This window comes from Candidatus Brocadia sp. (assembly GCA_021646415.1).
In the GTDB taxonomy this organism is placed as follows: Bacteria; Planctomycetota; Brocadiia; order Brocadiales; family Brocadiaceae; genus Brocadia.
In genome coordinates, this window is the sequence record SOEU01000002.1 from 164,963 (window position 1) to 177,953 (window position 12,991).

The window sequence follows — 12,991 nt, forward strand, 5'->3', positions numbered from 1 at the left end:
AGAGATAAGTGACTTGAAATTAGATTACCAAGAATTCCTAATTATTTTGCCCCTTTAACCGTTCATATTCAGCAAATTCTCTATTGGCTTCCGATATTATACCTTTCTTTTTATAAGCAAGACCAAGGTTATAATGTACATTAGCCAAGTTGGGTTCAATGGCTGCAACTTTTTGAAATTCCTTTATTGCCTGGTCATACATACCTTTCTTGCCGTATTCAATACCCTTCTCGTTAATCTTTTTTATATCAAATCCACTAACCTCATCTCTTTTTTGTTCTTCTGTTGCTTTTACTTCTGGTACTCTTGGGGTATAGGATCGGACAATAGGTGCGCTCACTTTCTTCCTGGCACCGGAAACATTTTTGCCGGAAGCTTTTTTGGCCGTACTCTTAGACTTGGTACTAGCTTTCTTTTGTGCTGTTTTTGTAACGGACTTTTTCTTGGCTACCGACTTTGGTTTTTTAGAAGTTTTCGCCACGTTAACCTTGCTGGACAATTTCTTATAAGCAATTTCCAAAGATGTAGCCTTCTTTTTCAGTTTGGCATGTTCTTTTTCCATGGCAGATTGTTTCGCCTTCATTTGGGCATATGCCTGTTTCAACTTATCCTTCTCTGATGCGAGCATATTAACACGGCCTTCAAGATTTTGATTCATGGCTTCAAGATCGTCTGATTTTTCTTCCAATCCTCCGATAGTATGACTGAGTTCATTATGGAAATTACTATAGGAACTCTTCCGAAACCTTTCTTCATGTTTCGTATGTTTATATAAATTCTCTACCCCGTAAGCTATTTCTCGGTCTACAGTCAATAGTAATAAAACAAAAAAGATCCATAGGTTGATATATTTCAGTTTAGTCAATATTCGCATTATCTCTTCCTCCTAAGTAAGATGGAAGGCAAAAATATACTTATGCTTATTGTTGCTATGTAAAACAACAATATACTGTAGTAACTTTATCCAAATATTCTATAATATTGTGGCCAGTTGGGATAGATCAATAATCACTTAATCATTTTATTTATTTGAGGTTAATAATACATCTACAAATAGATTTTGCAAGTAATTTCGGACATTTTTACAAAAATTTTTATTATCCGTAACTATCACAATTCAATTGTCTGGCTGTTAAAAAGGTACAGTATTTTTACATTGACTTATTCTGTGTTTATCAAGTAGAATTAGACTGTTCTTATTTCTACTACCACTTGAGGAGTATAAGTAGATGAAAAATAAAAAAAATAATAATAAGAAGAGTATTTGTTTTGGATGTAATTATGCAATTGTCCTGGATGGCAAAGATGTCTTTTGTAACATCCTTATGCGTGATGTGGCATACAAGTCTTGCACGGCTTTTGAACGAAATTGGCAGATAAACGATATTGTTCAAGAAAAGACGAAGGAAAGAAAAAAGGGACATTAAAGAATTGCAGAATTGATACATTATATTCAAGATATTCAAGTCAAAAAAAGCGGGACAATGTTGTACAACATTGTCCCGCTTTGCTTTATAGAGCTTGTCCTGTAAACAAGGCAGTTACACCACTTTATGACCAATGACTCGTTCGTAGTAGCTTTGCCCTAAAGTTTGTATGCCTGAATCATTAACAGAATAGGATTTTGAGTTTACCAGAAATCTTTTGCAAATAACACGGTCTCAAATTTTATTGACTAGTTTTTCATTATATGCTATAGTAATGCGACTTTACGTTAATTAATGTAGGCAGTAGGAAACGTCATGATCTTTTTAATATACTATGGAGAGGAATAATGAAAGAAGAATTTGCTCAATTTAAAAAGCTCCTCCTTTCTTTAAGAGAAAGGCTCGTCGGAAAAGTGGATTCTATGCAGGGAGAGGCATTAAAAAGATCCAGGCAAGATGCGTCTGGTGATTTGTCAAACGTTCCGATACATATGGCTGATGTAGGTACAGACAACTACGAAAGAGATCTTATGATTGAGCTTATCCAGAGCGGAGAAGAAAGCCTGCGTAATATCGATACCGCTTTGGAAAAGATCGAAGAAGGTACTTTTGGCATTTGTGAAATATGCGGGAAAAAAATAAATAAGGAACGACTAAAGGCTGTACCCTATGCAAAACTTTGTATAGATTGTCAAAGGGAAGAGGAGATGGATTCCATTTTAAAATAGATTTTATGAAAAACCCTGCGACATTTGTTATACCGGCCGTGTTTGGCGTTATCGTAGACATTGTATCAAAATGGGTTGTATTCTCCAAATTAGATGAATTTGAAAAGGTGAATTTAATCCCTGGATTAATCAATATATTGCAAAGTAAGAATGAAGGCGTTGTTTTTGGGCTGTTCCCCGGTAAAAACAACGCCTTTGTTATTTTCTCAATCATAGCAATTGCCGCCATTATATATATTTATATGAAATCTGATAAGTCACTTTTTGCGTCAAACTTTGCTTTAGGTCTTATTCTGGCAGGTGCAGCAGGAAATCTCTGGGATAGAATATGGTATGGATATGTAAGAGACTTTATAGATTTGCATATCGGAGACAAATATCATTGGCCTACTTTTAATGTTGCCGATAGTCTGATTTGCGTTGGCATATCTCTTATGGTTTTTGCCTCATTCTCAGCTCCAAAGCTAAAAGAATCTGCCTAAAAACCGTTTCTCGTAAGATCGCGATACCTTTTTAACAAGTCAAGAGTGATGCTTCCGGGCTTGCCCGTACCGATTACTCGCCCATCAATTTTCACAACAGGAATAATTTCCGCGGCTGTCCCGGTTAGAAAACATTCATCGGCAATGTATAAATCATATCGAGTCATTAATTCTTCCCGGACCTGAATTCCCATCTTGGTAGCCAATTCCATTACGACGTTTCTGGTAATGCCTATTAATATTCCTGCACTCGCCGGAGGAGTCAAAAGGATATCATCTTTACAAATAAAGATATTATCACCAGCGCATTCCGCTACATAACCATCTTTATTGAGCATTAATGCTTCCCCAGCACCGGCTTGTATTGATTCAATCTTTGCCAGGATATTATTCAGGTAATTGAGAGATTTGATCTTGGGATCAAGGGCAGAAAAATGGTTCCTGATCGTGGAAACGGTTACGATATCGAGTCCCTTTTCATAAAGTGCTTTTGAATAAAGCTCAATCGTATCCGTAATAATGATCACCTGTGGTATAGAACACTTGTTAGGGTCCAATCCGAGTTTTCCTACTCCCCTGGTAACCACAAGCCGGATGTACGAATCTGTCTGATTGTTGGCTTCCATTGTTTTTTTAATAGCATCTGCCATTTCAGTCTTTGTCATGGGTATCTTGAGAGCAATGGCCGTCGCAGAGGTGTAAAGTCTATCCAGGTGTTGATCCAGCGTAAATATCTTTCCATTATAGGCGCGTATCCCTTCAAACACACCGTCTCCATAAAGCAACCCATGGTCAAAAACCGATATTTTGGCTTCTTCTTGAGGAAGTATCTGGCCATTTATATAAATCTTCAATCCCATTGCTGTAATTTTTACTCCTTTCTCTTCCTTCTATTCCAGAATGCATCCGTCAACAATTCTTACAACCCGTACGGCATGTTTGGCTATTTCTTCATCGTGCGTAACGATCACGACTGTTTGATTCAATGTCTTATTTAGATCCCATATTAATTCTCGGATCTCATGGCCTGTCTTTGTATCAAGGTTACCCGTTGGCTCATCGCATAACAATAATTCGGGGTTATTAATCAGTGCCCGTATGATAGCAACCCGTTGTCTTTCACCACCAGAGAGCTGCGAAGGTTTATGCGTCAAGCGATTGCCCAGACCAACCCTTTCTAACAAGAAAGTTGCCCGATCTTTGTAGTTTTTATTTATTGCCCTCCATTTTGAGAACCCACTTCCAATTAAACCAGGCAGCAAAACATTTTCCAAGGCAGTAAAATCAGGCAGGAGATGGTAAAACTGGAAAACAAAACCGAAAACACGGTTACGCATGTCTGCCTGTTTCTTCGCACTTAACTGAGTCAGATTTATTCCTTTATATATTACAGAACCAGAGGTTGGCGTATCCAAAATCCCCAGGATATGCAACAACGTACTTTTCCCTGCACCAGAGGCACCCACAATCGCTACAATCTCACCCTTTTCAATGGATAAGTTAATACCTTGCAAGACAGGCACTGTGCGCTCACCATTCGTGTATTCTTTAACTAAATTTGTAGCCTGTAATAGTCTAGAGCTGTTTATCATGACCTAAAACACTCATGATGTACAATGAACACTTGTTGTAAAAATTGCAGACTGAAACTATATCATACCTGTAAGTATTAGTCAATTATTTATTTAACGCTGTACTACGCCGATAAATCAATGCCCCGGTTGGCCAACGTGTCAGCAATGACATTTTCCTCCCTGCGTACATGTTGAATCTTCCATGTGGGTATTTTACATAGGAGTTTCATAAGTTCACTATAAAGGGGCAGGATATTGGGGCTCTTTACGCGGTATTCACCGTTCAGTTGTCGAACCAGGAGTTCGCTGTCAGTCCTAAAGATGACTTTTTTAGCATTATAGGCAATTGCCTTTTGGGCTGCAAATATCATCGCCCGATATTCAGCAACATTATTTGTAGATTCTCCGATAAATCTGCATACATCCTCAACAAGACGATAATCCTTATCGAATATGGCTACACCAATACCCGCCTTACCCGGATTTCCTCTTGATGCTCCATCGGTATGGATGATAAGTTCGCGAAAACCTTCCTGTCTGTATTGAGTCATATCATGGTGTGGCAGGTAAATATCGACCCGTTTCTTCCCTTTCTTCGTTTCTAAGATTTCTTGAAAAAATGCATTGATCGTTTCCTCGGTAGCTAAGGGATTTTCCTTTTTTAATCTTTCTACATCGAGATATTTCAATATTAATGCCACTAATTCCTGCGAAGATATATTTCCCATACAAAACGACTCCTTAACGAAATATTTAAAACTTATGACACATTCTAAAAATCAATTCTATGAATAGCAAATATTTTAAACTATTTATCCCTCATTCACAGATAATTGGTTTTTTCTTGAAACGGTGCACATTTCAACGTAACATAAATAACAAATACCTTATTATTGTCGGTAACAGTTCAGTACGCCGCAGAGAACGCAGAGGTAAAATATGAATTCCCGTTTCAGGGATGACAGGAAACTGTTTGACAACAACCATTGTAAAGAGACAGCCCTACCTAACTTGCCACACTTTGCTTTTCTGCACTCTTATGAGCTAAAGGCTCAGCAAGTTTATAGAACAAATTCTCTATGAGCAACCATCTTATCGCAGAAGTACTGGAAATCGAGTCAGAAGCTGACACTATTGTGAGGAATGCCAAACAAAAAGCAGAGAAGATTATTGCCGGTATTCACCATGAGATTGGATGTATGAAAGCAATCATTGAGAATGAATACCGTCAAAAGCTTGAAACATTAAAATCAAAGACCCTCGATTTGCAAAAATCAGAAGAAGAACGTCTGAGAAATGAATTTAAATTGTTAAAAAAAAACCTCCTCCATAGAAATAATCAAATCGTGCAAGATGCTGTTAATTGGGTAGTAAAAAACATTTACGAGAGCTAGTATGGCTATTCAGAAGGTCGATAAAGTGACCATTCTACTCCCAGAAAAGGTTTCGCAGCGGTTTCTCAGCCAACTCTATTATTTGAATATCGTTCATATTACAGACACTTTTACGCAACTCGACAATTCGGCAATTCCATCCTTTCAGAGATTTCCTACCACTTCTAATGATATTGAGAAGAATATTTACAGACTTAATACCATCTTTTCCATTCTTAAAACATTCGTCCAGAAAAAGAAAAGCTTTGTTGAGGGTCTCTTTCCATTTCCATTGCAAATTACCCGCAAAGAATTAGATCAAACACTTTCTCGTATAGATATCGAATCCCTCTTTGTGGAATGTCAAAGTCAATATGAAAAATACGTAAGCCTTCAAAAAAGGCAAAAACAACTAAAGGTAGAATTGGACAAACTTACAGATTTTTTACCCTTGTCAATTGAATTTACTCAACTCAGAAGCATTAAGCATGTCTCCTTCTTTTACTGCCAGGTATCTGAGTCTCGATGGAATCGGTTTTTACAAAATGAATCAACCAATGAGTTTTTCACATGGCAGATTGTTTCAAAGGCTAAAGAAAAACTGAAAATCCTCCTCGCGTACTTAAATAAGGATAAGGATGACGCACTCAGAATTCTTGAAAAATTCGGTTTTAAGGAGATACCTTTCCCGGCCCTATCGGGTAACGTAAAAGACCGTAGAGATGAATTAGCGCTGGAAATGTCTCATATGATTCAAGAGCAAGAGCGGATTCGTCGTCGTATCCTTGAACTATCCGGGGAATGGCGTTTTCTGGAGATACTCCTTGGATACTGGGAAAACGAAAGAAATAAGATTCTTACACAGCATCGGTGTATCATATCCAAAAGGGTCTTTGTGTTAATTGGATATGTCAAAAAAACAGACAAACGCAAACTCGATACATTACTCCACGGCAAATTTCCGCAGGCATCGGTTGTTTATGAAGAACCTTCACCGGCTGACAGAGTACCCGTTTCCATTGCGCTGAATGAATTCTTCAAACCTGCCCAATTATTAATAAACATGTTTGGATTACCCAATTATTTTACGTTCGATCCAACGCCCTTTGTGATGATATCCTTTCTCATTTTCTTTGGACTCTGTTTTGGGGATGTGTTTTATGGGGTGTTTTTAACGGCTTTTTCCGCATGGTTGGCCAGGAAATATAAATCATCTGAAACATTTTCCAACTTCTTGAAACTCTTCCTTTATGCTGGTATTAGCACGATGATTTTTGGTGCCGTTACCGGCGGATGGGCTGGAGATCTCTATAATCCGATGTATTTAGGCAAGAACAATCTTTTATTAAAAATAAAAGAAAGGCTGACGCTATTGGACCCTCTCTCAAAACCTGTTATGGCGCTCTTGTTTGTCATAGCACTGGGTGTATTGAACCAATTTTACGGCATCACGCTCAGGATGTATGGAGAATTGAGAAGAAAGAATATTCTGAATGCAATCTGTGACGGATTATTATGGCTTATTATGCTGCCAGGATTTTTGATCCTGATATCAACCATTTTTCTAAAAATACCCGGTAACATCATCACTATTGGGAAATATATGACCATCATTGGTGCGGTTGGATTGATCTCAACGCAGGGACGTAACGAAAAGAGTTTGATTGGTAAAATTTTCACAGGGATTGTTAGTTTATACGGCATTGTAGGTACCTATGGGTGTACGGGTTTTATTGGGGATATCCTTTCTTATACGCGCATTCTGGCCCTTAGTTTTACAACAACGATTGTTGGTATGGCATTTAACATCGTAGCGACTTTGTTCAAAACAGGGACTTTTATCGGTGCCGTATTTTTTGTAATCACCCTGATTTTGGGACATATGTTTAACTTTGTCATGAGTATTCTCGGTGCCTTTATTCATCCTGCACGGTTAATCTTTCTTGAATTTTTTGGACGATTTTATGAAGGAGGTGCCCCAAAATTTCAACCTTACGGTTTGGGTAACCAACGGATACATATTACAGAAAACGATTCGGAATGAATATCATAGGAGTGTATCATGGCAGAATTACTAAAGTTGTATTTTGTACAAACTGGTTTCGGCTGGGTTATCATTGGAGCCATTCTTGTAGTCACCATAAGTTGTCTGGGTTCTGCGAAAGGTATTTTGATTGCTTCATCTCAGGCTGCAGGTATTTTATCGGAAAAGCCAGAATTATTTGGAAAACTGCTTGTACTCATGGCATTGCCAGGCACCCAGGGTTTTTATGGATTTATCTGTGCCATTATGATTGCCCTGCGTACCGGAATTATTACAGGGAATTTAAATATTCCTCCTGCTATTGGGGTTGCGATCCTCCTCATCGCTATAGCCACAAGCATTGTAGAATATATTACCGCACTTATTCAAGCTAAGGCTGCAACTGCAGCTATCAACCTTACGGGAAAACAGCCGGAAGAAGGGGGACGTGCCATCCTGATCCCTGCGCTTGTTGAAACGTACGCTGTTATTGCCTTATTGATTTCTATCTTGTTGATCACATGGCTGACCAAGGAAGGGGGATTTTCCTTCACTCCGCCAACATAGGTTATGTTTAGTTTTTCATATTGATATATGATTGCACGTTGGGGCGAGGTGGCTTTCCCCTACAATTACAAAGTTTTATTTATGACCATCGAACGAATCAGGAATTATATCATAAAGAATGCACAAAAAGAGGCCGAACAAATTATCAAAACGGCTGAAGAACAATTTTGCGCCCAGGTTGAAACAACCAAACTCTCCCTGGAAAAACAATACCAGAAGATGTTGCGCGTCGAAGAGGAACGTCTCAATAAGGATATCAAAGGAACCTTCGTCTCATTAAAAAGGGCTTATAAAATGAAATTGCTGGAAGTTAAGAATAGTGTGATTGACGATATTCTGGCGCGTGCAATAGAATGCATACAATTACTTCCTGATGAAGATTATTTTACATTGATAGGGAAATGGATGGCAAACATACCCGACCAACTGGAAGGAAAGTTGTTCGTTAACGCAAGGGATTTAAAACGAATAACCGCTACCTTTATCGACAACGTTAATAAAAATAGAAAGGCAAGAATTAATCTGAATACAACTGCTATTGATATAAAAGGCGGTTTTGTCTTAAAGACTAGCTATTATGAAATTGATTATACCTTAGATACCCTTGCCAAAAATCTCCGAACCACGCTGGCACCCAAGTTGATCGACATGCTGAGGTTGTCCAATGATGAATTGTAAATGGAAGATTTTGATTAGGACACCGATTTCTGCAGTTAATATGTTGACTTTGTCTTAAGCGCTCAGCAAAAAGATAATGATTTTATCTTTTAAAAATCCCGATGATCAGTATACATCTGCGTCAGAAACTGTCAGGAGTTGAAATTCTTATACCATCGAGCTAAACGAACTATATGGCAAGTAATGCACATCATCATGGATGGTGTTATCTATCCGGACGGGTCAATATCCTGGAGTGCTATTTACTCAGTATGAACTTCTTTGAGAAATTACTATCCATCAATAATTTAAATGATGTATTGACAAACTTAAGTAACACTCCTTTAAAGGCCTACTTCACGGATGCGAAGCATTTGAACGAATTCGAAACGCTGCTTGATAATTATTACCATGATAAGTTATATGAAATACGGTCTTTGTCACCCCACAGTGCCGTGTGCGACTTTTTCTTGATAAGAAACGACATCCTCAATTTGAAGAAATTTATAAAATTCAAAACCTTACGTATAAGCGTGAATAAATTTCTTAGAGGGATCATTAGCAAGGATACATGGGACGATGAATGGCATGGGAAAGCAACTTCTTTGCCGAAAGTATTTAAGGAAGCAATCTCTTTTTTTAAGAAAATTACAATGCAATATAGCCAAAACCGAATTCCCTCTTACCCATTTACACAATTGCCTTTTATAATTGATTTGGTATGCGACGGCACTTATTTGAGATATATTAAAAATTTTTCCAGCGAAATAAATATTGAGATTGTCAAGCGATACCTGATGATATACCAATTCGTGAAGGGTCTTGAGGTGATACGGCGTGCAATGGCTTTAGGGCTTGATATGAAACTCTTGGAACAGTACTTTTTAGAAGGATTTGATAAAGAACATGTGTTTTACAAACTAATTAAAAGCACTGCATGGATATCAGAAAAGACAGTGCATGAAGCCTTTGTGGGGGCGTGTTGCAATACGCCTCTACTAGACCAATATTTTATACAAATGCTTTCATTAAATTTATTTCCAAATATTTCCTTTCAATACGAAATAGTAACTGACAATTATTTATTAGATATTATACGTCCTGTAAAGTATATACCATTTGGACCGGAAAGGGTGTTTGGGTACCTGTGCGGTCTTACAGTTGAGGTATGCAACTTGAAATTAGTGTTGGGTGGAAAGGTACATGGGATAGAAAATAAATTTCTCAGAGAACGATTGAAAAAAACATATGTCTAAAATTGTTATCATCGGGGAAAGGGAAGATATACTGCCTTATCAAAGCATAGGGGTTGAGATCGAACCTGTGAAAACCATATCCGAAACCGTTAGTATTTTAAGAAAAACTACCCAGGATTTTTCAGTAGGCATTATTTTGATCACAGAGGATATGGCAGAACAGTGTCTTGAAACGATTGCCGAGTTAAGGAACAAAATGGCAAAAACAATTACCATTATTCCTACACGACAAGGAAGCAGACACATTAGCACAGTGGAACTTAGTAAAGAGATTGGACGCGCGGTAGGGATGGATATACTGGCAAAGTAATGTTAAATGCTGCAGCAACCCAGGTAGATATAGACACCTAAAATAGAGTTAAATTCCATATCAATATAGCAAATGAGCAAAAAGTAGTAAATGAAAAGGTCAGTGAGCAAGATGCTTTCAGTGGCCATGGAGAAAATAAAAAAAGAGGTGTCTTTAGTTCAAAAAATGATCTGGTTGTTACAAATCTCCTCAATCAGAATGGACCCCAAATTTTCTTATTTTAGAAATGAAAAAATACATAACTATGGTTCGAGTCTCCGTGTTTTTCCTTTGCATATTTCGTTTGATTTACTATAATAAGGAAATTTTAAATTGAATTCAGCACACTAAAAGTCGTCGAAGGCCTGATTCAATAATCACGTTATAAATTGATAAGGGGATTCGAAATGTTATCAACACCTCCTCCCATAAAAGAATTTCAGGTAGTTAATCGGATTTTAGAATACTTAAAGGGCGCTCCGAATGTCATTAATTCTAGAGATTGGACATTGCGCCGTAGTGCAGAACGATTTGCATCGTTTACAAAATTTGGGAATGTGGCTGTTCATTCTTCCGTCAAGAATCGCAGCGCAAAAGTAACCGTGTATGTGGGGAGCGACGCTGTTCGTCAGAAGACGCTTAATTCACAGCAAACGGAGATCATGAATAATCTTTCCAAAACATTATGTTCTCTGGAGGAATACGTTAAACTGGCACCCATTGTACGGATAAATCGAACCATGGGAAATAATGATGAATTTTCACCGAATTGTACTATTTTTGTTTCTATCCAAAGACCCGAGATGATCCGTCTTGCCTATATGACGTGGGCGACGCTCTTTCCGGTCAAACCTGATGGGGACCCGAAACAGTATATTCTTTATATTCCTGAATGGCAGGAGGGCGAACGACAAATTCTGGTCTTTCCTGAGATAAGTACGACCGTTGTTTTGGGGACTGATTATTATGGTGAATCCAAAAAGGGATTCTTAAGAATGGCTATGTGGAATGCCAAACAGCGGGGGATGCTAGGTCTCCATGCGGGTTCAAAGATTTTGAAGGCAAAGGGGCCAGATGGTCGTCTGAGAAGATACGGGATGCTTGTCTTTGGGATGAGTGGTACCGGGAAAACGACACATACCTGTCATACTCATGGATTAAACGATAAGGATGAAGGAATTGAAATACTCCAGGATGACGTGGTCTTTCTCAAAAAAGATGGTTCTGCCTATGGTTCTGAGCGTGGATTCTATTTAAAGACTGAAGGTCTCGATCCCGTAACTCAACCGATCATCTACAAGGCAGCAACATCCCGCAATGCCGTTTTTGAAAACGTGATGATCGATTATGAAGGGAATATCTATTTTGAAGACGATACTTTGACCAGTAACGGACGGGGAATTATGATCCGGGAAGACCTTAGTCCGTATATTTCGAACGACATCAATCTGCCTCCTGTTGATGCCCTGGATGGACTAATTGTTGCTTTCATTACCCGTCGCCATACCGTGGTACCCCTTGCTGCTAAACTTACCCCTGAACAGGCAGCAGCAGCCTTCATGCTGGGTGAATCCATTGAGACATCTGCCGGTGACCCAAAACGTGCAGGAGAGTCTATCAGAGAGGTGGGTACTAATCCATTCATTATAGGCGACAAGTCATATGAAGGGAATTGGTTCTATGATTTTGTGAAGAGGCACGAAGGCAAGGTTCAATGCTACCAGTTAAATACAGGGGGTCTAGGGGAGATCATTGAAAATCATCCAAACGGTGTTAAGGTTTTTAAACGTAAGGTACAACGGATAGAGATCCCGGAGATGTCAGCTATTATCCGGGGTATTGTGCGGGATACTAATAAATGGGATAAAGATAAATACTGGAATCTTGAAGTGCCTACATTTGTTGATGGTATGGATTTGTCCAGATACAATGTCGAAAACTTCTATGATGTGGATAGTATTATCAATCAGGTATCTGATCTGCGGTGTGAACGTGTTGCTTATATAGAAAAATTTAATACACTGGATAAAGTCATTATTAAGGCGGCAGAGGTAATGTGAGAAATGGTGTAAAAAAAGTAGTTGACATTCTTTGTTGTTTTGCTAAAATGCCTATAACTTCTATATACATTGTTATTATTGTGCAAGATTTATGAAACTATCTAAAAAAAGTGATTATGCCTTACGCGCGATGATCTATCTTTCCATGAATTACAAAAATGGTGCTGTGCAGATCAAAGAAATTTCTTCAAAGGAAAAGATTCCGCAAAAATTTTTAGAAAACATCCTTCTTACCCTGAGGAAAGTAGGCATACTCAATAGCAAGATAGGTCTTAAAGGCGGTTATGAACTGGCAAGGTCGCCTGATTTGATTACATTAGGGGAAGTGATTCGCGTGCTTGATGGGGCAATTGCACCAGTAGACTGTGTGAGTAAAATATCTTACAAGCCATGTTCGGAAGAAGTTACCTGTGTTATACGGGGTGTGATGATGGACATTCGGAACGCAATTGCAGACGTGCTGGACACAATGACTTTTGCTGATATGTGTAAGCGTGTTAGGGATTCACTGGAAAAAAGAACGAATGACGTACTAACGTACTCGATATAGTAAAT

Annotated in this window: 15 protein-coding genes; 11 read left to right on the forward strand and 4 right to left on the reverse strand. The window is 38.4% G+C overall.

Features of this window, described 5'->3' with window-relative positions; genetic code table 11:
- Window positions 1-37: 37 nt before the first annotated feature.
- The gene (locus E3K36_02485) at window positions 38-874 is read right to left on the reverse strand and encodes a tetratricopeptide repeat protein (GenBank protein MCF6154122.1); all 837 of its coding nucleotides are present in this window, start codon (window positions 872-874) and stop codon (window positions 38-40) included.
- 355 nt (window positions 875-1,229) lie between these two features.
- Here E3K36_02485 and E3K36_02490 point away from each other — a divergent pair, with 355 nt between their 5' ends.
- The 3 genes from E3K36_02490 to lspA all read left to right on the forward strand — a co-directional run bounded on the left by E3K36_02490 (window position 1,230) and on the right by lspA (window position 2,637).
- A complete protein-coding gene (locus E3K36_02490) occupies window positions 1,230-1,427 on the forward strand; it encodes a hypothetical protein (protein ID MCF6154123.1) in 198 nt (65 codons plus the stop codon).
- 347 nt (window positions 1,428-1,774) lie between these two features.
- Window positions 1,775-2,155, forward strand: coding sequence for a TraR/DksA family transcriptional regulator (locus tag E3K36_02495; GenBank protein MCF6154124.1), 381 nt, complete (start codon window positions 1,775-1,777; stop codon window positions 2,153-2,155).
- Between the two features lie 5 nt (window positions 2,156-2,160).
- Window positions 2,161-2,637 carry a signal peptidase II gene (lspA, locus tag E3K36_02500; GenBank protein MCF6154125.1) on the forward strand — a complete coding sequence of 159 codons (477 nt, stop codon included), beginning with the start codon at window positions 2,161-2,163 and terminating at the stop codon, window positions 2,635-2,637.
- Here lspA and ilvE read toward each other — a convergent pair.
- The 3 genes from ilvE to E3K36_02515 form a co-directional block, all read right to left on the reverse strand.
- Window positions 2,634-3,497, reverse strand: a complete 864-nt coding sequence (gene ilvE, locus E3K36_02505; GenBank protein MCF6154126.1) for a branched-chain-amino-acid transaminase — start codon at window positions 3,495-3,497, stop codon at window positions 2,634-2,636. The two genes, lspA and ilvE, sit on opposite strands and share 4 nt — an antisense overlap.
- A 30-nt stretch (window positions 3,498-3,527) precedes the next feature.
- On the reverse strand, window positions 3,528-4,229 hold the full coding sequence (locus tag E3K36_02510) for an ABC transporter ATP-binding protein (GenBank protein ID MCF6154127.1): 702 nt from the start codon (window positions 4,227-4,229) through the stop codon (window positions 3,528-3,530).
- A gap of 104 nt (window positions 4,230-4,333) precedes the next feature.
- Window positions 4,334-4,762 (reverse strand): ribonuclease HI family protein, encoded by a 429-nt coding sequence (locus E3K36_02515; protein ID MCF6154128.1) that lies wholly within the window; start codon window positions 4,760-4,762, stop codon window positions 4,334-4,336.
- Between the two features lie 528 nt (window positions 4,763-5,290).
- On the opposite strand from E3K36_02515, the gene E3K36_02520 reads away from it, so the two are divergent.
- The 8 genes from E3K36_02520 to E3K36_02555 all read left to right on the forward strand — a co-directional run bounded on the left by E3K36_02520 (window position 5,291) and on the right by E3K36_02555 (window position 12,986).
- The gene (locus E3K36_02520) at window positions 5,291-5,605 is read left to right on the forward strand and encodes a hypothetical protein (GenBank protein ID MCF6154129.1); all 315 of its coding nucleotides are present in this window, start codon (window positions 5,291-5,293) and stop codon (window positions 5,603-5,605) included.
- Between the two features lies 1 nt (window position 5,606).
- The gene (locus E3K36_02525; GenBank protein ID MCF6154130.1) at window positions 5,607-7,628 is read left to right on the forward strand and encodes a hypothetical protein; all 2,022 of its coding nucleotides are present in this window, start codon (window positions 5,607-5,609) and stop codon (window positions 7,626-7,628) included.
- A gap of 18 nt (window positions 7,629-7,646) precedes the next feature.
- Window positions 7,647-8,174 carry a V-type ATP synthase subunit K gene (locus E3K36_02530; protein ID MCF6154131.1) on the forward strand — a complete coding sequence of 176 codons (528 nt, stop codon included), beginning with the start codon at window positions 7,647-7,649 and terminating at the stop codon, window positions 8,172-8,174.
- A 27-nt stretch (window positions 8,175-8,201) separates the two neighbouring features.
- Window positions 8,202-8,852, forward strand: coding sequence for a hypothetical protein (locus tag E3K36_02535; GenBank protein ID MCF6154132.1), 651 nt, complete (start codon window positions 8,202-8,204; stop codon window positions 8,850-8,852).
- Between the two features lie 173 nt (window positions 8,853-9,025).
- Entirely contained in the window at window positions 9,026-10,087 is a 1,062-nt protein-coding gene (locus E3K36_02540; protein MCF6154133.1) for a hypothetical protein, read from the forward strand.
- Window positions 10,080-10,397, forward strand: coding sequence for a hypothetical protein (locus tag E3K36_02545; protein MCF6154134.1), 318 nt, complete (start codon window positions 10,080-10,082; stop codon window positions 10,395-10,397). Before E3K36_02540 ends, E3K36_02545 begins: the two co-directional genes overlap by 8 nt.
- Before the next feature lie 386 nt (window positions 10,398-10,783).
- The gene (locus tag E3K36_02550) at window positions 10,784-12,436 is read left to right on the forward strand and encodes a phosphoenolpyruvate carboxykinase (GTP) (protein MCF6154135.1); all 1,653 of its coding nucleotides are present in this window, start codon (window positions 10,784-10,786) and stop codon (window positions 12,434-12,436) included.
- A 91-nt stretch (window positions 12,437-12,527) separates the two neighbouring features.
- On the forward strand, window positions 12,528-12,986 hold the full coding sequence (locus tag E3K36_02555; protein ID MCF6154136.1) for an Rrf2 family transcriptional regulator: 459 nt from the start codon (window positions 12,528-12,530) through the stop codon (window positions 12,984-12,986).
- Window positions 12,987-12,991: the final 5 nt, after the last annotated feature.

Bases quoted from the DNA above. Each gene is read 5' to 3' on its own strand.
- E3K36_02550 (MCF6154135.1), top strand. From the start codon at position 10,784: ATGTTATCAACACCTCCTCCCATAAAAGAATTTCAGGTAGTTAATCGG.
- E3K36_02495 (MCF6154124.1), top strand. From the start codon at position 1,775: ATGAAAGAAGAATTTGCTCAATTTAAAAAGCTCCTCCTTTCTTTAAGA.
- E3K36_02515 (MCF6154128.1), bottom strand. From the start codon at position 4,762: ATGACTCAATACAGACAGGAAGGTTTTCGCGAACTTATCATCCATACC.
- E3K36_02525 (MCF6154130.1), top strand. From the start codon at position 5,607: ATGGCTATTCAGAAGGTCGATAAAGTGACCATTCTACTCCCAGAAAAG.
- E3K36_02545 (MCF6154134.1), top strand. From the start codon at position 10,080: ATGTCTAAAATTGTTATCATCGGGGAAAGGGAAGATATACTGCCTTAT.
- ilvE (MCF6154126.1), bottom strand. From the start codon at position 3,497: ATGGGATTGAAGATTTATATAAATGGCCAGATACTTCCTCAAGAAGAA.
- E3K36_02485 (MCF6154122.1), bottom strand. From the start codon at position 874: ATGCGAATATTGACTAAACTGAAATATATCAACCTATGGATCTTTTTT.
- E3K36_02510 (MCF6154127.1), bottom strand. From the start codon at position 4,229: ATGATAAACAGCTCTAGACTATTACAGGCTACAAATTTAGTTAAAGAA.
- lspA (MCF6154125.1), top strand. From the start codon at position 2,161: ATGAAAAACCCTGCGACATTTGTTATACCGGCCGTGTTTGGCGTTATC.
- E3K36_02535 (MCF6154132.1), top strand. From the start codon at position 8,202: ATGATTGCACGTTGGGGCGAGGTGGCTTTCCCCTACAATTACAAAGTT.
- E3K36_02540 (MCF6154133.1), top strand. From the start codon at position 9,026: ATGGCAAGTAATGCACATCATCATGGATGGTGTTATCTATCCGGACGG.
- E3K36_02555 (MCF6154136.1), top strand. From the start codon at position 12,528: ATGAAACTATCTAAAAAAAGTGATTATGCCTTACGCGCGATGATCTAT.
- E3K36_02520 (MCF6154129.1), top strand. From the start codon at position 5,291: ATGAGCAACCATCTTATCGCAGAAGTACTGGAAATCGAGTCAGAAGCT.
- E3K36_02530 (MCF6154131.1), top strand. From the start codon at position 7,647: ATGGCAGAATTACTAAAGTTGTATTTTGTACAAACTGGTTTCGGCTGG.
- E3K36_02490 (MCF6154123.1), top strand. From the start codon at position 1,230: ATGAAAAATAAAAAAAATAATAATAAGAAGAGTATTTGTTTTGGATGT.